This window comes from Shewanella sp. NKUCC06_TVS (assembly GCF_019345515.1).
In the GTDB taxonomy this organism is placed as follows: Bacteria; Pseudomonadota; Gammaproteobacteria; order Enterobacterales; family Shewanellaceae; genus Shewanella; species Shewanella oncorhynchi.
In genome coordinates this window covers 162787-186271 of the sequence record NZ_JAHKQX010000011.1, presented here as the reverse complement: position 1 = coordinate 186271, position 23485 = coordinate 162787, and the positions used below count along the sequence as shown (strand labels likewise).

Sequence of the window (23485 nt, the reverse complement as noted above, 5' to 3'; positions counted from 1 at the left end):
ATCCCATCCCGAACTCAGAAGTGAAACGCAAACGCGCCGATGGTAGTGTGGGGTCTCCCCATGTGAGAGTAGGTCATCGCCAAGCGCCTAATTATCTCATTGAGATGTAACGAAGCCAGCTGAATAAGCTGGCTTTTTTGCGTCTGCAATTTGTTAAATTGTCATTTAAAGACCAATGCTATATAGCATTGTTCTATTCATTTTAGTTTTGGTTCTTCTGCTAGTTCTTTACGTTTTTTCCTTCCTTTATTTCAGACTTTTATACTCTAAGTTGATTATTTACATGAAGATCTCGCTTAGTTTGATAAGTCCTTTTGCTTAGTGGTTAGTTTCCCGTTAGCATACAAAAATATTAATTTTTTTGTTAACGGCCATCTGTTGCCTATGCTTCGTAAGCTTTCGCTCGCGGTACTGCTTCCTCTTTGTATGCTGACCCTATATTTAGTGTTGGTCATAGGCGAGTACCTGTTCGAAAGTGACCAAGTTAGGGCTGAACTTGCGCAGCGACAGTCGGCTTTGATAAAGCAACAGTTGTTCCGCATGCAGAATGTGGTTCAATCGGCGCAAGCTTTACAGGATGTGGAGCGGATTGAGCAGGAAGTATCCTTAGCTGCGCTGGATATGGGCACTATGGTGTATATCTTGGTTGATGCTGAAAGCCGTATTCGTTTTGCTAATCATACTGTGTGGCGAGATAGCAATGCGACTCAAGTCATCGATGGTTATGATGTAGATCTTCACCGCTCTGTGGTTCAAGCTTTTCTTCCGCAGATCCTCGTTAATCTCGACCGTTTAACTATTCAAGCATATTATCCCGTTCTTCCCCAGTATGGTGGGGCTGTTGATTTGATTTATCTTGAAGCCGATTTAGCCCCTTTAGTTGCCGAAGCTTCTGCTAAGTTGCAGCAACGTTTTATGCGGGTTTGGGGCCTTGGCGGATTATTGCTGATTGGCTTTACCTTTATTTTATATTTCCTGTTGATCCGCCCATTCCAAATGTTGAGCGAGGCAGCTAAGCAGGTCGGTACTTCTTCCTTTTCGACATCGATACCTTGGAGTTCATCTGAAGTTTTATCTTTGCAAGCCAGTTTGCAGCAGGCACATGAGCGTTTAAGTCGGGCAGTTAAACAGCTGAATGACAGTGAATTGCGTTGGTTATTTGCTGTGGAAGGTTCGCGTAACGGTATTTGGGATTGGGACATCAGTACGGGGGAGGTTTTTCTTTCTGATCGCTGGAAAGAGATGATTGGTTATGCGCCTGATGAATTGGCTGGAGTATTCCAGACATGGGAGACGCGGCTACATCCCGATGATAAGCAGATTGTGTTAGATGCTTTGCAGGAATACGTTAGCGGAAAGAGTAAAGAATTTGAAAGTGTTCACCGCTTACGGCATAGAGATGGCCATTATGTGTGGGTGTTAGACCGCGGTATGTTAGTTGATTGGGATCCCCAAGGGCGCCCGACTCGCATGATAGGCATTCATATGGATGTGTCAGAAAGCGCGAAGAACCATGCTGCAATTACTGAGCTTGTGGATCAATCTGTTGTCGGTCGCAAGATGTTGCCCGATGTCTTTATGGTGCGTTTATCGCAATTTTTAACCCAAGGTAATAGTTCGGGGCAATGGGGAGCATTGCTGCTCGTTGAGGTGGATCGCTTAGGATTGGTCGCCACTTTAAATTCCCATGAATTAGAGCGCTTGTTAACGCAAATCGCGGCCCGTTTATCGAGTTATTTCACTGAAAATATAACGGTCGGTCGATTAGAGTCTGGTAATTTCGTTTTGCTTGCTAAAGATTTAGCGGCAGATGCGTCAGCCGCTGCTCGTCGTGCTTTAGCCCTTGCGAGTGAGTTAAGGCAAGTGATTGCTCGACCATTCCATTACGGTCATCATCACTTTGAGCTTAGCGCGTGTGTGGGGATCTGTTTACTCGATAGTATAGAAACCTTAGAGCCTGCTTTAGTGATGCGTCGTGCCGAGTTAGCAACGTTAAGCGCTAAGCAAGCAGGTCAAGCTGGGTGCGCTTTTTACCATGCTGAAATGGACTTTCGCCAGAGCCGTGATGAGCTGTTGCAACAGGAATTACAAACCGCATTACAACAAGATAGCTTAACGTTAATGTTCCAGCCTGTGATCAATGCGACCAGTGAACTTGTCTCGGCAGAAGTGCTCACGCGTTGGTATCGTGCTGATGGAGAGTTTATTCCGCCAGCTGAATTTGTGGCGTTAGCAGAACAAGGGGGAATTATTGCTGAGCTTGATCTTTGGGTGGCTAAGCGGGTGTGTCTGTTTATTCAGAAATCGCGGGCTCAAGGAAGGAGTTTGCCTCCTTTGACTCTCAATATCAGTGCATTCTCATTTGGTCAGGCAGATTTTGTTGATACATTCGTTGGGTTGGTTAAGGAGCATGGTATTGGTGCTAATCAACTGGGTATTGAGCTCAATGAGGCCGCATTTTTAATGCAACCACAGTTTGTGGATGAGCGTGTTTCTAAGTTAGTTGAAGTAGGTGTAGGTATCATCCTCGATCATTTCGGTTCGGGCTTGAGTGCCTTGAGCTGCTTAGCTAATCAGCCATTAGTTGCGGTTAAATTGGATATGAGTTGTATTGATTCATTAACCACAATGCCAACAAAAGTGAATGTACTTATTACCTCTGCGCGGCAATTCAATTTGAGCGTTGTCGCCAAAGGTGTCGAATCATCCCAACAATATCAAGCTTTTGTTGAACTTGGCTGTGATGGCTATCAAGGCTATTTATTCAGTCGAGCCTTAAACCAAGCGGACTTTATCCAGCTTGTTTGTCCTCGTCCTTTATTGCGTAGCGTTTAAAGAAGTCGAGAGCATAGTTTAAGGCTTGGTTTCGGCAGGCGTCTTTTTCCATAAAAATCTCATGGGCAGCCCCAGCGATTACTTTCAATTGGCAATGGGTACTCACGGCGAGATTCTGGGCCGCATTATCAACAATCTTATCTTCACTCGCTTGCAGTATCAGTATCGGAGTGCGAATTTGTGCCGTTGCCAGTACGCAAGTATCTGCCGCATCTAAAGATTCAGTCAACCAACGGTTAGTGGGTGAACCGAGTTGTAACTTAGGGGCAGCATCATACAATTCTCGGTAGGCTTGGTATCGGGTCTGGCTGTGAGTTAGCTCATTACCTTTGAATGGAACAGGTTTATAGTTTTGTCCTGCAAGTACATAATTAGGCTCGCCGCCATTGAGTGTGGTATCGAGTTTACTGGCTAACCAGCGTACGAACGCTTTTGGCATAGGTAATTTAATGCCATACATGGGCGCTGAAAATGCCGCGGCGGTAAAAATATCGGGATGCTGTTTGAGATACAAAGTGCCAATCGCGCCACCCATTGAATGGCCAAGTAGCATGAGTTGTTTGTCGTTTTGTGGTAACACTATCTTCTGCATAAATAGAGCAAAGTCATCAATATAATCATTGAATCTTCGCACATGGCCCATGTGTGGATTGATTGTCATACGATCCGACAGCCCTTGGCCACGGTGATCTATGGCATAAACAGAGTAACCTTGTTGGTATAAGTCGAAGACCAATTCTTGATACTTTAAATAGGACTCGACTCGGCCACTGCTGAGAACGATTGCGGTATGCGCTTGGGGATGTTTGACCATCATATAGGCCAGCGTGACGCCGTCGGCAGAGGCTAGCGTGTCTTGAACAACGCTTTGCCAGAAGGCTTGCTGCTCTGAGGTATTTAAATCGTGTTCAGTCGAAAATGTCGCTTTGGCTTTGCTCATACTCAGTCGCAAATCATTTGGCTTGAATGGTTTGTTAGAGTGTAACAGACAACCATGGGAGTCTGAAAATACCGACTCCCATGAATTTCATTAACTTAGCGTGTCGCCTTTTTCGCTTCAATAAAATCATTGATTTGCTGTTCGAGGATCGACATAGGTACAGAGCCATTTTCGAGCACAGCATCGTGGAAGGCACGAATATCAAATTTGTCGCCGAGTTCCTGTTCTGCCTTGGCACGTAATCGTTTGATTGTTAACTCACCAATTTTGTAGGACAAGGCTTGTCCTGGCCACGAAATATAGCGGTCAATTTCGGTAGTGACATTGTGCAGTGATAGTGCGGTATTGCTGGCCATAAAGTCGATGGCTTGTTGACGACTCCATCCTTGGGCGTGCATGCCAGTATCTACGACTAAACGCGCCGCGCGCCACATTTCATAGGTTAAGCGACCAAAGTTACTGTATGGATCTTGGTAGAAACCAGCTTCTAAACCTAAATATTCGCAATATAGCCCCCATCCTTCACCAAAGGCAGAGATATAGCCATAACGACGGAAATCTGGGAGTGAGGTTAGCTCAGAGTTGAGTGAAATTTGCAGATGATGACCGGGTACGGCTTCGTGCAAGGTTAAGGCTTCTAGCTCGTAGAGTGGGCGCTTATCCAATGCATAAGTGTTGACCCAGTAGTAACCGGGTTCATCATCGCTGTTCGATCCTGAATATCGCCCTGTGGTGTATTTCGGTGCAATTTCGGCGGGCACTGGTGCTATACCATAGGGCTGGCGTGGGAGTTTGCCGAAGTACTTAGGCAGCATGGCATCGGCTTTTTTGGCAATAAATGCCGCTTCTTTGAGTAACTGATCGGCACTGGTGGTGTAGAACTGAGGATCGGTCCGCAGGAAATGTAAGAAGTCGGCAAAGCTGCCTTTAAAACCTACTGACGCGATGATTTGTTCCATTTCTTGGCGGATACGTTGTACTTCTTTTACGCCCAGTTCATGCACTTGCGTCGACGTCATATTCAAGGTCGTATAGTAACGTACCCGATTCTCATAAAACTCAGCACCGTTAGGTAAGCTACTGGCTGCGATATTTTCCCGTGCATTGGGAATGTACTCTTTAGTCATGAAATCATAGAAGTTTTGATATAGCGGTAGGACTTTTTGCTCGACTAAAGCGCGACCTTCTTGGGTTAGCTGAGTTTTTTGTGCCTCACTGAAATAGTTGGGATATTGCGTAAAAGGTTTGAAATAACTGCTCTTTTCAACAGGGACGATATAAGCGCTGATACTGTCTTCAAAGCCATTGAGTGTCACTTTTGGCGGCGTTATTCCCTCGGCTAATCCTTGTTTTAGCCAGTGGGTTTGCTGGGCGAAATAGGTCGGGAGTGCATTGAGTTTGGCGATATAGTTGCGGTAATCCTCAAGGGTGTTGAATCTTCCCTGTGCGATTGACGTGATATAAGCGTGGAAGCCGCTTTCCGCCGTAATGGGCAGGTAATAATCCTTGAAACGATATAGGTCGATATCGTTTTGGATCTGATCTTCCAGTATTTGAGCGTTAATCTTATCTTCTTTACTCAAACTGCTGCGGTCGAGTGCTTTGAGCTGCGCTAGTACTGCGATTTGACCTTGATTAAGCTTAGCGAGCGCGGCTGGCGAGAGATCCGTTAATTTTCCTGCGGCACTGGCATCGCCCATGCTGTAAGCCATTTCAGGATTCGCACTGAGCTGTAATTGCCAGCTTTGGTCGATAATCGCTTGCAGCGCGGGAGCGATTGGCTCAACTTGCGACTGTGCTGCTGATATTGTCTGTGACGATGGGGTTTGAATATTTTTTGTGGTTTGAGTGGCACTGCAGGCGCCTAATGCGCATATCAATAAACTGGGGGTTAAGAGTTTATGCATGTTAGATCTCTGATATTTTCGTTGTTATTGAAGTCATTATGCCTGATGAATGCGGCCGTTCCTTGTATGGATATTAAGCAGAATTGTGACTGAATGTGAATTTAAATGCGTTTAGCGCATAAATGCCCCCGAAAATGCGTGTTAAACTTAGTGTCCGCCCGCGACCAAATAACAAAAGCATTGGCTGGGTAGTTCAAATAGGGGTTAAATATGATTGATACATCCATTCCATTGGTGGATCTGCATCGTCACCTAGACGGTAATGTGCGGGTAAATACCATTTGGGAACTAGGACACCAACACGGCATTGCGCTACCTGCCGATTCTTTAGAGACGCTCGCACCTTTTGTGCAAATTCAGGGGAAAGAAACTAGCTTAGTCGCCTTCTTAAAGAAGCTCGATTGGATGGTTGCCGTACTCGCAGATTTGGATGCAGTTAAACGCGTCGCCTATGAAAACGTTGCCGATGCGGCGTTATCTGGCTTAGATTACGCTGAGTTACGTTTTAGTCCTTACTATATGGCGATGAACCATAAGTTACCGATTGAAGGCGTAGTTGAGGCGGTAGTTGACGGCGTTAAAGCGGGCTTAAAAGACTATAACGTGAAGATCAATTTGATTGGCATTATGTCACGTTCATTTGGTCAAGCTGCTTGTACTCAAGAACTTGAAGGCTTACTCGCCCATAAACAACATCTCGTGGCTATGGACTTAGCCGGCGATGAAATGGGCTTCCCTGGCGAGTTATTTAACGATCACTTTAAACGTGTTCGTGATGCTGGCCTCGCGATTACGGCTCACGCCGGTGAAGCTGCGGGTTCACAAAGTATGTGGCAAGCGATTCAAGAACTTGGCGCAACTCGAATTGGTCATGGGGTGAACGCGATTCACGATCCTAAGCTGATGGAATATCTTGCTAAGCACCGTATTGGCATCGAATCTTGCCCAACCAGTAACTTGCATACTTCTACTGTGGCTTCTTACGCTGAGCATCCATTCAGAACCTTTATGGATGCAGGCGTGTTGATAAGCCTAAATACCGATGATCCCGGTGTGAGCGCTATCGATATTAATCATGAGTATCGTATCGCCAAATCTGAACTCAAGTTAACCGATGCTGAGTTAGCGCAGGTGCAACGTAACGGCGTTGAAATGGCATTTTTATCGGACAGTGAGCGCAAAGCACTCTATGCCGCTAAGGTATAAGTCGATTCTGAGTCGTTAATAAAAATAGCCATCAATAAAAAATCCGACTCTAGAGTCGGATTTTTTGTGAGCGTTTGCGAGTGCAGCAATAAGCGTTTTAGATCACGCGTGAGAACTGTTGCTGACGCGCTTTTTGACGATAGTAAAGATCGAAGCACATACAGATATTGCGGATCAATAAACGGCCAGTAGGGCTGATAGTGATCTGTCTGTCGACGATTTCAACTAACTTATCATCGATAAATGTCTGCATTAACTTAAGATCTTCTGCGAAATAGGTTTCGAAGTTAATCCCCAGTTTCTCATCAATTTTCGCCATATCCAGTTCGAAGTGGCAAATCAGCTGTTTAATCACGACGCGGCGGATTTCATCATCACGGTTTAGGCTGCAACCTTTCCACAAAGCATGGCCTTCCTTATCTATGGCCTCATAGTAAGGGCGGATATCTTTTTGGTTTTGCGCATAGCAGTCGCCAATCTGACTGATGGATGATACGCCAAGACCTAACAAATCGCATTCTTCTTGGGTGGTATAACCTTGGAAGTTGCGGTGCAGTCTGCCTTCGCGCTGCAACTTGGCTAACTCGTCATCGGGTTTAGCAAAGTGGTCCATACCGATATATTGGTAGCCAGCGCCAGTTAAGGTCTCAATAGTTTGGTGCAGCATTTCGAGTTTTTGTTTTGGCGAAGGTAAATGCTCGTCTTTGATCTTACGTTGAGCGGCAAAGCGCGCAGGTAAGTGAGCATAGTTAAATACCGACAAACGGTCAGGCGATAAATCTAAAACGCGCTGCATAGTGGCGGCAAAGGTTTCTGGCGTTTGGTGTGGCAAACCATAGATTAAATCTATGTTGGTTGACACAAAACCCATGGCTTTTGCTTTGGCCATTAAGTCGAAGATAAATTGCTCATCTTGTTCGCGATTAACGGCAATTTGCACTTCTTTATTGAAATCTTGTACACCGATGGATATCCGGTTAAAGCCCGCTTCTTTCAACGTGTCGAGCATTGACAGCTCAATCTCGCGAGGATCGACTTCAATTGAGTACTCGCCTTCTTCCGCAAAGTTAAAGTTAGCTTTAATCAATGACGTAAGTTTAAGAATCTGCTCTGGATTTAAGAACGTGGGTGTACCGCCGCCCCAATGCATTTGGGTCACACTGTAATGTTTGAACAGGGGGGCACGTTTAATAATTTCTTGGCTTAAATATTCAATGTACTGATCGGCTTTGTGTTGGTGACGGGTGATGACTTTATTACAGCCGCAGTAATAACAAAGCTTGGCGCAGAACGGGATATGAATATACAGCGACAGTTTATCGCTTTTGCTATTTTCAATGGCCGTCAGCAGGTTTTGTTCGGTGAATGTGTCATCGAACTCTAATGCCGTTGGGTAAGAGGTATAACGGGGACCGCTGTAGTTATATTTTTCGATCATCGACTGATCCCAGCTAATCTGAGTGGGCTGCTTCAAGGCGTGTCCTCCGTGGGTAAATTAGCAACAAGCGAAGTATGCAAGGTTCTTAAGTAAATAACCTTGATCTAGGTTGTAAAAATGACGTCTGTCTTTTTAGAAGTTACGCAATATCTATCAAAAAAGTACGCTTGTCTGTCGATATTTGGCGATTTTGTGCGCAGGCTCACGGGAGTAAGGAGGGTAAGATTGGTGCAGGTTTTATCGAGATAACCTCAAAACCACAATATAAGTGGTCTTGAGGTATAGCAATGGGCTGGTTTAATGCATCGCTTTGGCTTGGTAATCCGCCAGTTTTTTCGCATCATCACTGATGCCTTGCTCTAATGCGGCTTCGGACTTCATTCTGATCAAGTCTAACTTCATTCTTTCTTGCTTAGGCAAGGCTTGACGAGCATCCATGATGGGATGATTTTTAATTAACTCAAAGTGTTTGAATAATGAAGGGTAATCGGGAGCCACACGCTCACTTAATGACAGGATTTCAAATAATCGCCCAATCCTGACCACGCCTTCAGAGATCTCACAGCGGTCTTCAATCATGGCGGTGGCGATATAGCGGATATCATCTAAAACTTGGGCACGTTTTGCGTTCGCAGTCACTTCACGCTCGGCTTGTTCAGCCTGCTGACGCTTTTTTTGCTGCTTGAGTTTTAGGATTAAGAAGGTGGCGTAGCTACTTAGCGCTACTATGATGATAAAACCGAGAATAATGATAGTCGTAGACACAGAGACTCCTTATATGAATGGCATAAGGAGCCACAGCTAAAAACTGAGTTCCCTATGCCTTAGCACTGAGAGGTTAGAACTTGTCTTGATAATCTTTTAGTAAGTCAGCGCCTGATTCGAACTTGTCGAACAACTCATCGTCAGACAAAGACTTAGCAGGTGATGAAGGTGTGTCATCATCCATATCGTCGCTAATGCCCAGTTTAATCATCAGAGCTTCAATTTTATTTAGCTGTTGATCTAACCACTTTTGGTCAACCTCGTTGAGGTCGCGGCCTTCTTCAAGCATATCTAACAGCTGATTTAGTCTTGGATCTTCTTCCAATTTCAGCAGTTTTTGCTCGTCAGTCAGCTTAGCTTGTTTAACTTTTGGCTGAGCGGCTTTATCTGTTACCACTGCCACAGGAATCGCTAAAGCCACAGGCTTTTTACTGCCATGACGCGGGTCTTTTTTCTTAGCGGCCTGCTGTTGTGGCGCTTGCGCTAAAATTAAGCTTTCGTTATGACGACTACCTGATTTATTGCCAGAATCTTTACGTTTGCCAGTCGCTACAGCGCGATCTTGCTTCTTCACTCTTGGCTGTAACTTAGGGCTGTTCTCGCCGCCCTTGCGTGTTTTCTTGCTACGAGACATGGTCTTCTCAATTATTTACAACGTATGGCCTTGCAGACTAAGGGTGAGCTTGTCTACAAGGTGCGAAATTAGGCCGAGTGTTATACCAGATTATGATGTTTTTTGCATCAAAACGAGGTCCTTTGCGGCAAATAATAGTTCAAAATCGCTATTGTTTGCGAGGTACTCGAAGGTTTGTCGCTGATAAAAGCTCACATGGGTGAGGTTGTTCTTATAATGCCACTTAGCAAAACCATCTAATTCAGTCAGTAATGGTGTGCTTATCGCTAACCAACCACCAGAATGCAGTAGCCGAGAGAGCAAAGTCCACTCTTTTATAGGGTTTTGAAAATGCTCAAACACCCGATAACAGCAGATAAAATCATACTCTAGCTTTAACACGTCATGATTAGGGGCAAAAAAGGGATCATATTGATTTAACTTGTGGCCCGCATTTTCTATGGTCGTCAGGCTCCCATCATCGAGTATGCGACCAAAATTCAATCCTAATAAACTGCCCGCTTGTTGCTGCTCTAATTGCGCTAACAGCGGCAAAATAAATTGCGATAACTGTTTTTGCTTCGACGCTATGCGGGAACGACCGTATCTTTGCTTCTCTGCCGCGGGGGGTAAATGGCTATTCGCATCCGCAAAGGTTAACTCACATGTCTTGCAAACATAAAAACTCCGCTTTTTATCTTGATGAAGGAGTCGTGTCTGACTGTTATGACAAAGAGGGCATCTGGGCATTGAGTCTGCTGAAGTGGTTATTAAGGCTTTGATTGTACCAATTATATTGGTTGAGTGCACATTTTAGACACTAATGGGGTGTTACAAAAGAAAAAAGGCGGCAGTTAAACTGCCGCCTTACAAAGGGTGCTTTAGCACCTTATCCTGATTCCAAGTATCCATACTTGCTATGCGACTTTCCCGGTCGGTATCCTTCTTTTTTTTACTGCTTTCCCTGCATTATTTTTGTTAATGGTCTTCCAGACACTTTATTTTTTTCTGTCGCCATCCTGACTACAGTTTCCGTAGATGGTCTCGCGACACATCTTTTAAAGCATCGTCATCATTGACGTCGAGTTAACCATCCATGTTACTTAAGTACCTTCCTGTGATAACAAGCATCCAGCCAGTGCATCCTAAGCTTATCGCTTCCTTTGCTACAGTTTACATCATGTAAACTATGTCCTGATGGGGCAAGTTACCCTGAGTGTAAGGTGTTTTGCTAGAAGCAAATTGGCGTTATCGGCCATCCCTTACAAAATTGTGCTGACCTGGATTTCAAGTGGAAATCACGACTCTTGTTATTATTAGAGAGTGGTCTTAAGTATATTATTGTTATTGAGTATCTTTATTCTTATATCTTGAACGTTAATTATACCGAAACCTGTAAGTTATTATTAATCTTTTTGTACAAACAGATGGGTTTATCTCGGTACGGGGCTTATTAAACCGAAATCTGTGATCTATGTCAAGCACGAATCTTTGCAGTTTACGTCCACGTCAACTTTGTGGTGTAAAAAAAGGGTGACAATACACCCTTCTTTTCACTCGCGAAGATTACTTCAGGCTAGAAAGATACTTTGATAGCGCGTCGATATCGCTATCATTTAGTTTTTTAGCCACATCTTGCATCATGCCATTCAAGTCATTATGGCGGCCAGCTTCACGGAATTTTGTCAGCTGGATCTTGATGTAGTTTGCGTGTTGGCCTGCCAACGTTGGAAAACCTGCAAGCTCAGCGCCTTTACCATCTGGGCCATGACATGCCATACAAGCGGTAATGCCACGAGAAACATCACCACCCTTGTAAAGTTTAGCACCTAACTCAGGAGCATCTTTTGCTTCAGCCACTTGGATTGCTTGGCTAGAAAAATATGCGCTAATGTCGAGAATATCCTGATCGCTTAGAGGCATTGCCATGCCACTCATGATAGGATCCATACGACCATCTTTACCGCCAGTTTGTGCTGCGCTACGGAAATCATGTAGTTGCTTTTGGAGATAAGTGGCGTGTTGGCCCGCAATTTTGGGGTACATATCGATCATACTGTTACCGTCCATACCGTGACAGGCCGAACAGACAATGATTTTCGTTTTTCCCGCTTCAGCATTACCTTCAGCAATCGCAGGTGAAGATATGGCGGCAATTACAACAGACAGCGCAAGAGCTAGCTTTTTCATGGCGTTCCAACTTCTGGTTAAATTATTATCCTGAGCTTACTAGGGTGACCCGCAAGCGTGGTAAAATATGATTAATGTGATCGGAGTAATATTTTACACGAAAACGTGGGAAAGTAAGTAATTCTTCATAAATTATGGTATTGCGTAGAAAAATTTCGGAGTAAATAGTGACTGAATCTCGTATAGATTTTCGTAGGGCAAAGTTTTTAATCAGTGCACCTGACATTGCACATTTGGATCAATATCTGCCCGGCGATGTTGGAGTTGAGATTGCATTTGCTGGCCGCTCTAATGCTGGAAAGTCTAGTGCACTCAATGCATTAACTGAGCAAAAAAGTTTAGCAAGAACCAGTAAAACACCGGGCCGTACTCAACTAATTAACGTATTTGAGTTAGATGCTCAGCGTCGTTTAGTTGACTTGCCTGGTTATGGTTTTGCACAAGTCCCACTTGCGTTGAAAAATAAATGGCAGCAAGCATTAGGTGAATATTTGCAAAAACGCGCTTGTTTAAGTGGCGTGGTTGTCTTGATGGATATTCGTCATCCACTAAAAGATCTCGATATGCAGATGATTGAATGGGCAGTTGCTAGTGAAATTCCGGTATTAGCTTTGCTAACGAAGTCAGACAAATTAGCTCAAAGCGCTAAGATGAAAACCGTAAATGAAGTGCGTCTCGCACTAAGTGAGTTTGGCGACTGGGTGCAAGTTGAACCCTTCTCATCACTTAAAGGAACCGGTAAGCCTAAAGTGTTGGCAATTCTTAATGAATGGTGTCATCCACAGTGGTTGACTGATGAGTTAGATGCAGCGAATAACGCTGAATAATATCGCCTGTTTTGGTGTACATGGTAGAATTTGACTGTGTATACCTCCTCTTTGTTTTTACTGCAATTTTTTCTCTTTTGTTCAGTCTCATTCCCATCGGTTCTTCGTTAATTCCAGGCAAAAAAATAGCCGATGATATCATCATCGGCCAAAAATATTAGCTCTTTTGGGGAGAAGCTAAATTCAACAAGACTCAAGCACCATCAAATTAGCTTCAATGGTTCTCAATGAAACTAGCATACAGCCAATTCATTCCTTATTAAAGTAAATACTCTAAAATTTACTTAAAGTCTGAAAAAAGAGCAAAAAAAAGCCTCAGCAAACAAGTTGCTGAGGCGCCAGAATTTGGCTCATCACTATAAGTGAAATAAAGGTCTGAAAGATAGAACATCTTAACCTCTGTACCCTACGCAGAGAATATTACTCTATTTATCTTTAAATGGAAAACAGTTTTTTCAAAAAAGAGGTAATTATGTGCACTTGATCTCAGGTTGTGAGTGAAAAAGCATCTCAAATTGATCCTAAAATTTCATTGAAAATGATTAATTGGCTGATTTATAGATGAAACTCGAAATTTATATACAAAAGTGATCAATACTTGAGATTTGATTTTTTACTCTAATCCTGACCTAAGATTTTGGTGTACGCGTGAGAGAACAACCGTTATGGCATTCTTGAGCATATATGGCTGACTTGAATGCAGTTTCAATTCGAGTAAATCACACCCTTTAATATCCATCTGCTGTGGCAGTGTATCGATGAACTCTACTGCCAAATGTATCAGGTAAAGATTGTTTGGCTGTGAGTGAATCATTTCTGCCGATGAAGTTTGTCTAACTTAACGAGCTAATTTGTATTGTGAAAGGGTTATTTATGCTGAGTGATGAAAAGGACTCTGTATTGATGTGCTTAGAGGCGATTAAGACGGGAGAGAGCTAATCTGAGCTCAAAATATTGAAGTCAGATTAGCTTTATTTGCAGTTAAATCATATTGATAGTCTTTAAAGGTGTATCGCTGGATTAGTGAGCTTCATCCCAGTTATCACCAATGCCCGCTTCGGCAAGCAGTTCAACATCGAGATTAGCTGCTTGCGCCATCAAGGTGCAGATTGTCTTTTTAAGTGCCTCTGCTTTATCTGCATCGACTTCAAACACTAATTCATCGTGAACCTGCATGATCATAGTGATTTCGCCTTGGGTTTCTGTTTTGATCCACTGGGCAATATTGAGCATGGCCTTTTTGATGATGTCGGCAGCCGTACCTTGCATTGGCGCGTTAATCGCAGCACGTTCAGCACCTTGGCGGCGCATCGCATTACGATCACGAATTTCGGGCAAGTAGAGGCGACGACCAAACAGAGTTGACACATAACCTAAGTCAGCAGCACCCGCCCGCGTTTCTTCCATATAACGTAATACGCCAGGATAACGGGCAAAGTAGGTATCGATATAGGTTTGTGCTTCATGGCGTGGGATATCGAGCTGACGCGCCAAACCAAAGGCTGACATGCCATAAATTAAGCCGAAGTTAACCGCTTTGGCACGGCGGCGTTGTTCTGTGGTTACTTCATCAAAGTCGGTACCAAATACTTCTGCAGCAGTGGCTCGATGAATGTCTTTGCCCTCGGCGAAGGCTTTGAGTAAGCCTGCATCTTGGGATAAATGGGCCATGATCCGTAGTTCGATTTGCGAGTAGTCGGCGGCCAAAATTTTACGGCCTGCTGGGGCGATAAAGGCTTGGCGAATACGGCGACCTTCTTCGGTGCGAATCGGAATATTTTGCAGGTTAGGTTCGCTTGACGATAAGCGACCTGTTGCCGCATTAGCTTGATGATAGCTAGTGTGTACGCGACCTGTTTTGGCGTTGACCATCAGTGGCAGCTTATCGGTGTAAGTGCTCTTTAACTTAGATAGACTTCGATGCTCGAGGATCACCTTTGGCAGTGGGAAATCTAAGGCTAATTCGACTAATACTTCTTCCGCGGTCGATGGCGCGCCCTTTGGGGTCTTTTTGGTGATCGGATAACCTAGCTTTTCATAAAACAATACTTGCAGTTGCTTAGGTGAACCAAGATTGAATTTTTCACCGGCAATGTCGTAGGCTTTTTCTTCTAAGGTATCGATTTTACGCGCCAGTTCATCGCTCTGTTGGCCGAGTAACATACTGTCGATTAATACCCCTTGACGTTCAATGTCCGACAACACTTGGATTAGCGGTAATTCGACTTCGGTAAACATGGCGGCAAGTTCGGCTTCTTTCTCGAGTCTTGGCCATAAATGTTGGTGTAAACGCAGTGTGATGTCAGCATCTTCTGCTGCATAAGGTGCAGCCGTCTCTAGCGGGATTTGGTTGAAGGTCAGCTGTTTTGCACCTTTGCCAGCAATTTCTTCAAAACTGATATTTTTATGGCCTAAATACTTGAGTGCTAAACCATCCATATCATGGCGCGAAGCCACTGAGTTGAAAACATAGGATTCGAGCATAGTGTCGAAAGCGACGCCCTGTAGTTTGATCCCTGCATTGGCTAAGATACTGATGTCGTACTTAAGATTTTGACCGACTTTCTTGATCTTTGGATCCTCAAGCAGTGGACGCAGTTTTTCTAACGCGACCGTTTTATCGATTTGAGTCGGTGCACCAACGTAATCGTGGGTCAAAGGAAGATAAGCGGCTTTTCCTGTCTCAACGGCGAAGGAAATCCCGACTAATTCCGCCACCATGTAATCTAAGCTGGTGGTCTCTGTATCTACCGCAATCAAGTCGGCTTCTTTAAGCTTAGCAATCCAAGCGTCTAATTCGGCTTCCGTGAGAATGCAGTCGTACTGTGTTGCAATCGCTTCGACTGGAGTTGAGTCTTCTTGTGTCTCGGATGCCGCATCAATTGGGGTATTTGCAGTGATTTTATTATCTAAGACTTCGGCTAACCAACGCTTAAACTCCATCTCGCCGTAGCATTTGATCAGTTCATCTTTGTCCGCAGGCTTGATGGTGAGTTCGTGCCAGTCTTGCTCAAGTTCGACATCGGTTTTGATGGTGGCGAGTTCGTAAGAAAGCTTGAGCATGTCGGCATTTTCAATAATCTTCGCCGCCATGGTTTTAGAACCCCTAAAGCCGAGCTCGGCGACTTTTTCGGGTTCCGCTAATAAATTACTCACGCTGCCGGCTCCTGTGAGCATAGCGAGCGCTGTTTTCTCACCTACGCCGGGTAAGCCGGGAATGTTATCGGCCTTGTCGCCCATCAGCGCGAGCAAATCAATGATACGGTCTGGACCAACACCAAATTTAATCGCGACTTCTTCTGGGCCCATTATGGTGTCTGTCATGGTGTTGATGAGCGTGACGTTCTCATCGACTAACTGCGCCATGTCTTTATCGCCAGTGCTGATAAGCACTGCACGGTTTTCTAAACTGGCTTGGCGAGCAATAGTGCCGATCACGTCATCGGCTTCGACGCCGGAAATCGAAATCAGTGGTAAACCCAGTGCACGAATAATGCGGTGTAAAGGTTCGATTTGCGAACGTAGGTCATCAGGCATAGGTGGGCGCTGTGCTTTGTACTCGCTGTACATGTCATTGCGGAAGGTTTTGCCCTTGGCATCGAACACGACTGCGATATGGCTCGGCTGATAGCGAGTCAGCAAGCTGCGTAACATATTCACTACGCCATAAACGGCACCGGTTGCTTCGCCCTTTGAGTTTGTCAGGTGAGGAGGCGCATAATAAGCGCGATATAAATAAGAAGATCCATCCACAAGCACAAGTGGGTTTTTAGCGACGGTTGGCATAAGTATTTTTCGTTTATCGATGACTTAGATGGCGCTAAGCATGCCACATAAGCGCTATTTCAGCCATGGCAAAATGACTCCCAGCCTGTGGATAAGTCTGTGAGTGAAAAAGTCAACTGAGAATAATGGCGATGATTACGGCTTAGTGCGATATTTTTAAGTTGTTGTTTTTTATATTTATAAAAGATTTTTGTGAGTTCAATACTGTTTCTTAAAAAATCTTCCCAATTTGTGGATTTTTTATTGACTCCGTAAAATACATCTAAGGATTGGCTTAATTTTCGGCACCCGTCAGATTCGACGAATTAAGTTAGCACGATTTTTAATCAGATCAACTAGTTTGTTTGTAGTTTGTTAAAACTTAATGACATAAGAAGGATATTTTTAATGAAAAAAGTCGCAGTGTTACTGAGTGGATGCGGTGTTTTCGATGGAACAGAGATCCATGAATCGGTTTTAACGCTTTTATGCTTATCTAAAGCGGGGGCTCACTACCAATGTTTTGCACCTGATATCAAACAGATGCATGTGGTAGATCATCTCACTGGCGAGGTCAATGCTGCTGCAAGTCGTAACGTGCTGGTGGAGTCGGCGCGTATCGCCCGTGGCGAAGTCAAAGCGACCACAGAATTAGATATCGCCGAATTTGATGCCTTGATCATTCCCGGTGGCTTTGGTGCGGCGAAAAATCTGTGTAACTTTGCGACGAATGGCAGTGAGTGTGAAGTGGAACCGCTGGTGACTGATTTTATCAATGAGTTCATTCTGGCGAAAAAGCCCGTTGGTTTTATCTGTATTGCTCCTATGATGATCCCGCGTTTATATCCCCAGGGTGTAAAAGGCACTATCGGTAATGATAGCGATACTGTTGCAGCGTTTAATTTGATGGGCGGTGAGCATCAAGTTGCTACAGTACATGAGATAGTCGTGGATGAAGCGAATCGCATTGTCAGCACTCCCGCTTATATGTTGGCTGGTAATATTGCTGAAGCGCATTCAGGCATCGAGAAGCTAGTCGTTAAGCTACTAGAAATGACTGATCAGAGTTAGTTTGAGCGGTTTGTAGAGGAGTGAAGCGAGTCATTGAACCAAGATAAATTTTAGGATTTATCTTGGTTCACTATATTAGATTGAGCTATTAGATTGAGCTCGAGGATTTGCGGCTATCAAATAAACCTTGGGCTAAACCTATGAGTAAGCCGCCAATGTGGGCGCCGTTAGCAACCGAAACCCCGAGAATATCTGTGAATCCCAATGCCAACCATATCATCATAAAGCCCATATATGATGGTGGGAAATCTATTCCAGCTACGGGTTTACGTATACCCATGATCCAAGTGTAACCCACCACTGCATACACAACGCCGGACAGCCCGCCAAAGTTAGGTCCACCGACATAATATTGGATAACGTTTGGCAGAGTTCCTGCGACAAACAGCAGGATGAGTAATGGTGCAGTACCGATACTGGTTTCGATTTTGCCACCTAAATACCACCACCAGAGCAAATTAAAGATGACGTGCATGGCTGAAAAATGCAGTAGGCTCGGTGTAAAAATACGCCAGAACTGGCTGAACTCTGAATGAGGTACGGCCCCAAAATAGGACAGTGCTTCGTAGGTTTGGTTGGCGAATCCTAAGTTCATCGCCGCAAAAATGATTACGCAAACCGCAAATACGATCAGCGTGACTGGGCCTGCGCCAGTAATAAATTGGGTGAACAACTGCAGCGAAGGGGCACCATAATCGAGTTTGGTTTGGGTATCGCCGTGTTCCCACGAGGCTTGCAGATATTTATTGTCGTATGGGTGAGCAATAAAATGGGCAAACTCTTTGCGTGCTTGCTCCACATCTTTGTCATGGATGACGAGAATGGCGACGCCTTGCTCCAGCGGCTCAATTTGGCAGTCAATGTCTTCCCCTTTGAGGTAATCGACAAATGCCTGCGCGGCTCTACTGTTGGGGAGTCGGCCAATTTCTATCATGCATTCGCCTCATGCCAGGCGCTATAGCCGCCGTCTAGGCTGTAAACGTCATCAAAACCTTGTTCGCATAAATATTGCGCCGCATTTTGGCTGCTCATGCCGTGGTAACAAACCACCACCAGTGGGCTATCCATATCGGCTTGGCTAATAAATTGCGCTAGGTTTTCGTTATTCAGGTTAGTTGCACCTGCAATATGGCCGTTGGTGAAGCTATTGCCATCGCGGATATCGACGATTTGCACTGGCTGTGCTTCGGTCATTTGCAGCAATTGATTAACGCTTAAGTGTTTAAAGGAAGACATAATAAAACCTGACAAAGCTAAGAGATGGAAATCAAGATGGGATAAGTGTGCAACAAGGGGCTGCGAGTGTACAGCCCCTATCTAGGTAATGCTCTGCAGGATTAATCCCAGCTGAGGATCACTTTACCCGATTGGCCCGAGCCCATAGCGTCGAAACCTTGTTGGAAATCATCAATCTTGAAGTGGTGAGTGATGATAGGTGAAATATCTAAGCCTGATTGGATAAGACTGGCCATCTTGTACCAAGTTTCGAACATTTCACGGCCGTAGATGCCTTTGATGACCAAACCTTTGAAGATCACTTTGCTCCAGTCGATGGCCATTTCACCACTTGGTATACCGAGCATAGCGACTTTGCCGCCGTGGTTCATGGTATCTAACATGGCGTGGAAGGCTGAGGGTACGCCAGACATTTCTAATCCAACGTCGAAACCTTCGGTCATGCCCAGTTCTTTCATCACGTCTTTTAGGTTTTCTTTTGACACGTTCACAGCGCGCGTGGCGCCCATTTTACGGGCCAGTTCTAAGCGGTATTCGTTGACGTCGGTGATCACCACATGGCGCGCACCTACGTGACGACATACTGCTGCCGCCATGATGCCGATGGGACCTGCGCCTGTGATCAACACGTCTTCACCGACTAAATCGAAGGATAATGCTGTGTGCACAGCGTTACCAAACGGGTCAAAGATTGAGGCTAAATCATCGCTGATATCATCAGGGATTTTAAAGGCGTTAAAGGCGGGGATAACTAAGTATTCTGCAAATGAACCTTCACGATTGACACCCACGCCAGAGGTGTTACGGCATAAATGGGTGCGGCCTGCGCGGCAGTTACGGCAGTGGCCACAGGTAATATGACCTTCGCCAGACACGCGGTCTCCAATCTTAAAACCACGAACTTCTTGGCCGATATCAACCACTTCGCCGACATATTCATGACCAACAACCATGGGGACTGGAATGGTTTTTTGTGACCATTCGTCCCAGTTGTAGATGTGCATGTCGGTGCCACAAATCGCAGTTTTTTTAATTTTGATCAGCAGATCGTTGTGGCCCATCACTGGCTTAGGCGCATCGACTAACCAAATACCTTTTTCGGCTTTTAACTTGCTTAGTGCTTTCATTGTCTTAAGTCCTAAATAATGCCCATTTCTTTGGCAATACGGGTAAAGGCGGTGATCGCTTTGTCGAGTTGCTCACGGGTATGTGCCGCTGACATTTGCGTACGGATACGGGCTTGTCCCTTAGGAACGACTGGGAACGAGAAGCCAATAACATAAATATGTTCTGCTAATAAGCGGTTAGCAAAGTCGCCCGCCAGTTTCGCATCACCAATCATCACTGGGATAATCGCGTGGTCGGCGCCGCCCAAAGTAAAGCCTGCTGCTGACATTTGCTCACGGAAATAACGGCTGTTTTCCCATACGGCTTCGCGCAGGGCTTGGCCTGATTTGAGCATTTCTAACACATGGATAGATGCAGTCACGATTGACGGCGCTAATGAGTTAGAGAACAGGTAAGGACGTGAACGCTGGCGTAACCAGTCGATGACTTCTTTTTTACCCGAAGTGAAACCGCCCGATGCGCCGCCTAAGGCTTTGCCTAAGGTGCCGGTGATGATGTCCACTCTGTCCATCACATTGCAATATTCGTGGGTTCCACGGCCGTTTGCGCCAATAAAGCCTACCGCGTGAGAGTCATCGACCATCACCAGTGCGCTGTATTTATCGGCTAAATCACATACGCCTTGCAGGTTAGCAATCACGCCGTCCATCGAGAATACGCCATCGGTGGCGATCAAGATATTACGGGCGCCCGCTTCTTTCGCGGCGATCAACTGAGTTTCTAAATCGGCCATATCGTTGTTGGCATAACGGAAACGCTTTGCTTTACATAAACGTACACCGTCGATGATAGAAGCATGGTTTAACGCATCAGAAATGATGGCGTCTTCTGCATCTAACAAGGTTTCGAATAGACCTGCGTTCGCATCAAAACATGAAGAGTACAGAATGGTGTCTTCAGTGCCGAGGAATTCGCTCAGGCTAGCTTCTAGCTTTTTATGTATGTCTTGGGTACCGCAAATAAAACGTACTGATGCCATACCAAAGCCGTGGCTGTCTAAGCCCTGTTGGGCGGCTTTGATTAGCTCTGGGTGATTCGCTAGGCCTAGGTAATTATTCGCGCAAAAGTTAACAACTTCTTGGTGATTAACTTGAATGGCAGTTTGTTGCGGTGAGGCAATAACACGCTCGCTTTTATATAAGCCTTCGGCTTTGATGTCTGCAAGCTGTTGATTAATCTGTGCGTAGAATGAGGTAGAGGCCACCTGATATCTCCTTAGTTAACTTTATTCTGATTTTGGGAGTGGCGGCATTCTAACTCTAAACCTAATCGGCCTACAGCCTTTTTTTCATGCAGGTTCGCAAGATAAACTAGTTTAGGGCTAAAGTGGTTTTTACATTATAAAAACTAATGTGCAACATAAGTTTGCCACTGTTTGACTGAGTATTCTTTTAAGCGTTGTAGAGCGAAAACGGGTTCGCACTCAGTACTATAATTGCTTTGAGTTTAGTTCCGAATGCGAGTTCCCAACATAGGTGTTTGGGATGACGTTATAGAGATTCTTGACTCGCTAGCGCGTGGTAATGTTGCTCTAGGCGAGTAAAAGTCGCAACGGAAGTCGGGGTTGCATAGGCTTTGAAAATCATCAGCACCCTTAAAACGCCTTCATAAAGTGTCGCTTTAGTAATGGTTGACGTGCTGGATTGTGTGAGTTGATAACCAATCCAAAAGCTGACGATCATCTTAATGGTATCCGCCAGTGGCGTGATTTTGTCAGCATCGACACACAGAAATCCATCTTGTGTGAGTTTATGCAGCACATGGCTTGAACGCGTTAAGACTTGCTGCTGTGCGTGCAAATAGCGTTTTTTTAGTTCTCCATCGCGGGCGAGAATATCCGCAAGATTGGCGTACATAAAGCGGAATTGCCACAAGGTATAGAACATAGCATCGAAGTAGCCGATTAACAGTTCTACATCCACTTGCTTATCTTCATAGGGTTGGAAACCCGATTCGAGATGATTCTCATATAGACTGAAAATACAGCGGATAATGTCTTCTTTATTGCGAAAATGGTAATAAAGATTCCCGGGACTCATATTTAAGTGAGCAGCAATGTGATTGGTGGTGATGTTTCTTTCGCCATGCTCGTTGAACAGTTCAAGACTGGCATAGATTATTTTGTCGCGGGTTTTCATAAGTTATCCAAATTGCTAGTGAACGCCACATAATTGATCAAAGAAAGCTAACCAACGACCGCCGAACTGCTGGTAAATTATCCCTAATTTGGTGCATATGCTAACATTGCCGCTATTCATCAGGCAAAACTCATAAGCACGTTTTTAATGAATCGTTTTCTCTATTCCACGATCTTATATTTATTATCCCCTTTGCTAGTCGTCTATTTAGCATTTCGTGCTATTAAAAGCCCTGATTACCGCGGTCGTTGGGGGGAGCGTTTTGGATTAACCCGACTTAAATCGACGGATTTACTGGTCCATTCTGTGTCTATGGGCGAAACGCTCGCGGCAATCCCATTGATCCGTTTGATTATGCAATCACACCCTGAGCTAAGCATTACGGTTACCACAACCAGCCCAACAGGGTCTGCAGAAGTGCGCAAAGCCTTTGGTGACTCAGTGCAGCATTGTTATTTGCCCTTTGACTTACCTTGGTGCGTGAGGCGTTTCTTGTGCCAAGTCTCGCCTAAGTGGTGTGTGATTATGGAAACTGAGCTGTGGCCTAACTTAGTTGCTGTTGCTGCCAAACGCGGTGTGCGCTTGATGTTAGCGAATGCCCGTCTGTCGGCCAAGTCGGCGGCGCAATATGCTAAGCGCCCTAAACTCAGTCGACCTATGTTGCAACGACTCGATATTATTGCGGTGCAGACTCGAGTGGAAGCGCAGCGTTTTATCGAGTTAGGTGTATCGCAGGACAGAGTGACAGTATGCGGTAGCTTGAAGTTTGATCTCAGTATTACGCCTGAGCGTTTAGCCAATGCCAAGCTGTTGCGTCAGGCTTGGGGGCGTGAAACCTCGCCGATTTGGGTCGCAGGCAGTGTGCATCCTGGAGAATTTGACGCCATGCTCATCGCCCATAGGCAATTATTGGCTCAGTGGCCCGATGCCTTGCTGATTATTGCGCCGCGTCATCCTGAGCAGTTTTCTGCCGTTGCTGAGTTTGTTGCCAGCCAAGGTTTTGAATCTGTTCGCCGCAGCGGTAATCTTCCTGTGGCGGCCACGACTCAAGTGCTGGTAGGCGATACCATGGGTGAACTTCTGACCTTTTATGGCGCCGCGGACCAAGCCTTTGTCGGTGGCACGCTGATCAATAATGGTGGCCATAATCCCTTGGAGCCTGTTGCTATGGGCGTACCTGTTATGGTGGGGCCGAACCATTGGGACTTTGCCCAGATTACGCAGATGTTGGCGGATGCTGGTGGGTTAAGGGTTGTCGCTTCGGCGGATGAACTTGCCGCTAACTTGATTGAGTATTTTGCTAAACCTGAGTTACGCCTGCAGGCGGTGAACGCGGGATTGGCTGTGGTTGAGGCTAATCGTGGTGCCTTGCAACGACAATTTCTTCTCGCGCAATCTTTAATAACCGCTTAATTCAACGGGATAA

At 45.2% G+C, this 23485-nt stretch carries 18 protein-coding genes and 1 rRNA gene; 6 read left to right on the top strand and 13 right to left on the bottom strand.

Going from position 1 to position 23485, the window contains the following annotated elements; translation table 11 throughout:
- Together rrf and KO531_RS13950 are read left to right on the top strand one after the other, a co-directional pair.
- A 5S ribosomal RNA gene (gene rrf / locus KO531_RS13955) occupies positions 1-85 on the top strand; the annotation flags it as partial.
- Between the two features lie 299 nt (positions 86-384).
- Entirely contained in the window at positions 385-2835 is a 2451-nt protein-coding gene (locus tag KO531_RS13950; RefSeq protein WP_219251469.1) for a GGDEF domain-containing phosphodiesterase, read from the top strand.
- On the opposite strand, the gene KO531_RS13945 is transcribed toward KO531_RS13950, so the two are convergent.
- Both KO531_RS13945 and KO531_RS13940 read right to left on the bottom strand, forming a co-directional pair.
- Complete coding sequence (locus tag KO531_RS13945) at positions 2792-3775, bottom strand: alpha/beta fold hydrolase (protein WP_219251468.1); 984 nt, start codon at positions 3773-3775, stop codon at positions 2792-2794. The genes KO531_RS13950 and KO531_RS13945 overlap by 44 nt on opposite strands.
- A 95-nt stretch (positions 3776-3870) precedes the next feature.
- The gene (locus KO531_RS13940) at positions 3871-5682 is read right to left on the bottom strand and encodes a DUF885 domain-containing protein (protein WP_219251467.1); all 1812 of its coding nucleotides are present in this window, start codon (positions 5680-5682) and stop codon (positions 3871-3873) included.
- A 210-nt stretch (positions 5683-5892) separates the two neighbouring features.
- Between KO531_RS13940 and add the strand changes: the two genes are divergently transcribed.
- Positions 5893-6888, top strand: coding sequence for an adenosine deaminase (gene add, locus KO531_RS13935; RefSeq protein WP_219251466.1), 996 nt, complete (start codon positions 5893-5895; stop codon positions 6886-6888).
- Between the two features lie 97 nt (positions 6889-6985).
- On the opposite strand, the gene hemN is transcribed toward add, so the two are convergent.
- The 5 genes from hemN to KO531_RS13910 form a co-directional block, all read right to left on the bottom strand.
- A complete protein-coding gene (hemN, locus tag KO531_RS13930; RefSeq protein ID WP_263162672.1) occupies positions 6986-8362 on the bottom strand; it encodes an oxygen-independent coproporphyrinogen III oxidase in 1377 nt (458 codons plus the stop codon).
- Between the two features lie 261 nt (positions 8363-8623).
- Positions 8624-9091: a DUF2489 domain-containing protein gene (locus tag KO531_RS13925; protein WP_212599427.1), complete on the bottom strand. Its 468-nt coding sequence runs from the start codon at positions 9089-9091 to the stop codon at positions 8624-8626.
- Between the two features lie 73 nt (positions 9092-9164).
- Complete coding sequence (gene yihI, locus KO531_RS13920) at positions 9165-9725, bottom strand: Der GTPase-activating protein YihI (protein ID WP_219251465.1); 561 nt, start codon at positions 9723-9725, stop codon at positions 9165-9167.
- Positions 9726-9815: 90 nt separating this feature from the next.
- On the bottom strand, positions 9816-10454 hold the full coding sequence (locus KO531_RS13915) for a class I SAM-dependent methyltransferase (RefSeq protein ID WP_173248454.1): 639 nt from the start codon (positions 10452-10454) through the stop codon (positions 9816-9818).
- An 816-nt stretch (positions 10455-11270) separates the two neighbouring features.
- Complete coding sequence (locus KO531_RS13910) at positions 11271-11894, bottom strand: c-type cytochrome (RefSeq protein ID WP_219251464.1); 624 nt, start codon at positions 11892-11894, stop codon at positions 11271-11273.
- 167 nt (positions 11895-12061) lie between these two features.
- On the opposite strand from KO531_RS13910, the gene yihA reads away from it, so the two are divergent.
- Entirely contained in the window at positions 12062-12721 is a 660-nt protein-coding gene (yihA, locus tag KO531_RS13905; protein WP_006079362.1) for a ribosome biogenesis GTP-binding protein YihA/YsxC, read from the top strand.
- A 1020-nt stretch (positions 12722-13741) separates the two neighbouring features.
- Here yihA and polA read toward each other — a convergent pair.
- The gene (gene polA / locus KO531_RS13900; RefSeq protein ID WP_219251463.1) at positions 13742-16507 is read right to left on the bottom strand and encodes a DNA polymerase I; all 2766 of its coding nucleotides are present in this window, start codon (positions 16505-16507) and stop codon (positions 13742-13744) included.
- Between the two features lie 387 nt (positions 16508-16894).
- On the opposite strand from polA, the gene elbB reads away from it, so the two are divergent.
- Positions 16895-17557 (top strand): isoprenoid biosynthesis glyoxalase ElbB, encoded by a 663-nt coding sequence (elbB, locus tag KO531_RS13895; RefSeq protein ID WP_219251462.1) that lies wholly within the window; start codon positions 16895-16897, stop codon positions 17555-17557.
- 88 nt (positions 17558-17645) lie between these two features.
- Here elbB and glpG read toward each other — a convergent pair whose 3' ends face one another.
- The 5 genes from glpG to KO531_RS13870 form a co-directional block, all read right to left on the bottom strand.
- Positions 17646-18491 carry a rhomboid family intramembrane serine protease GlpG gene (glpG, locus tag KO531_RS13890; protein WP_219251461.1) on the bottom strand — a complete coding sequence of 282 codons (846 nt, stop codon included), beginning with the start codon at positions 18489-18491 and terminating at the stop codon, positions 17646-17648.
- On the bottom strand, positions 18488-18793 hold the full coding sequence (gene glpE / locus KO531_RS13885) for a thiosulfate sulfurtransferase GlpE (protein WP_006084745.1): 306 nt from the start codon (positions 18791-18793) through the stop codon (positions 18488-18490). The genes glpG and glpE overlap by 4 nt, the downstream gene beginning before the upstream one ends.
- A 101-nt stretch (positions 18794-18894) precedes the next feature.
- The gene (gene tdh, locus KO531_RS13880) at positions 18895-19920 is read right to left on the bottom strand and encodes an L-threonine 3-dehydrogenase (protein ID WP_012090660.1); all 1026 of its coding nucleotides are present in this window, start codon (positions 19918-19920) and stop codon (positions 18895-18897) included.
- 11 nt (positions 19921-19931) lie between these two features.
- The gene (locus KO531_RS13875; protein ID WP_168826108.1) at positions 19932-21125 is read right to left on the bottom strand and encodes a glycine C-acetyltransferase; all 1194 of its coding nucleotides are present in this window, start codon (positions 21123-21125) and stop codon (positions 19932-19934) included.
- Between the two features lie 286 nt (positions 21126-21411).
- Positions 21412-22059: a TetR/AcrR family transcriptional regulator gene (locus KO531_RS13870; RefSeq protein WP_219235129.1), complete on the bottom strand. Its 648-nt coding sequence runs from the start codon at positions 22057-22059 to the stop codon at positions 21412-21414.
- A 147-nt stretch (positions 22060-22206) separates the two neighbouring features.
- Between KO531_RS13870 and waaA the strand changes: the two genes are divergently transcribed.
- Complete coding sequence (gene waaA / locus KO531_RS13865; protein WP_219251460.1) at positions 22207-23472, top strand: lipid IV(A) 3-deoxy-D-manno-octulosonic acid transferase; 1266 nt, start codon at positions 22207-22209, stop codon at positions 23470-23472.
- The last annotated feature ends 13 nt before the right edge of the window (positions 23473-23485 follow it).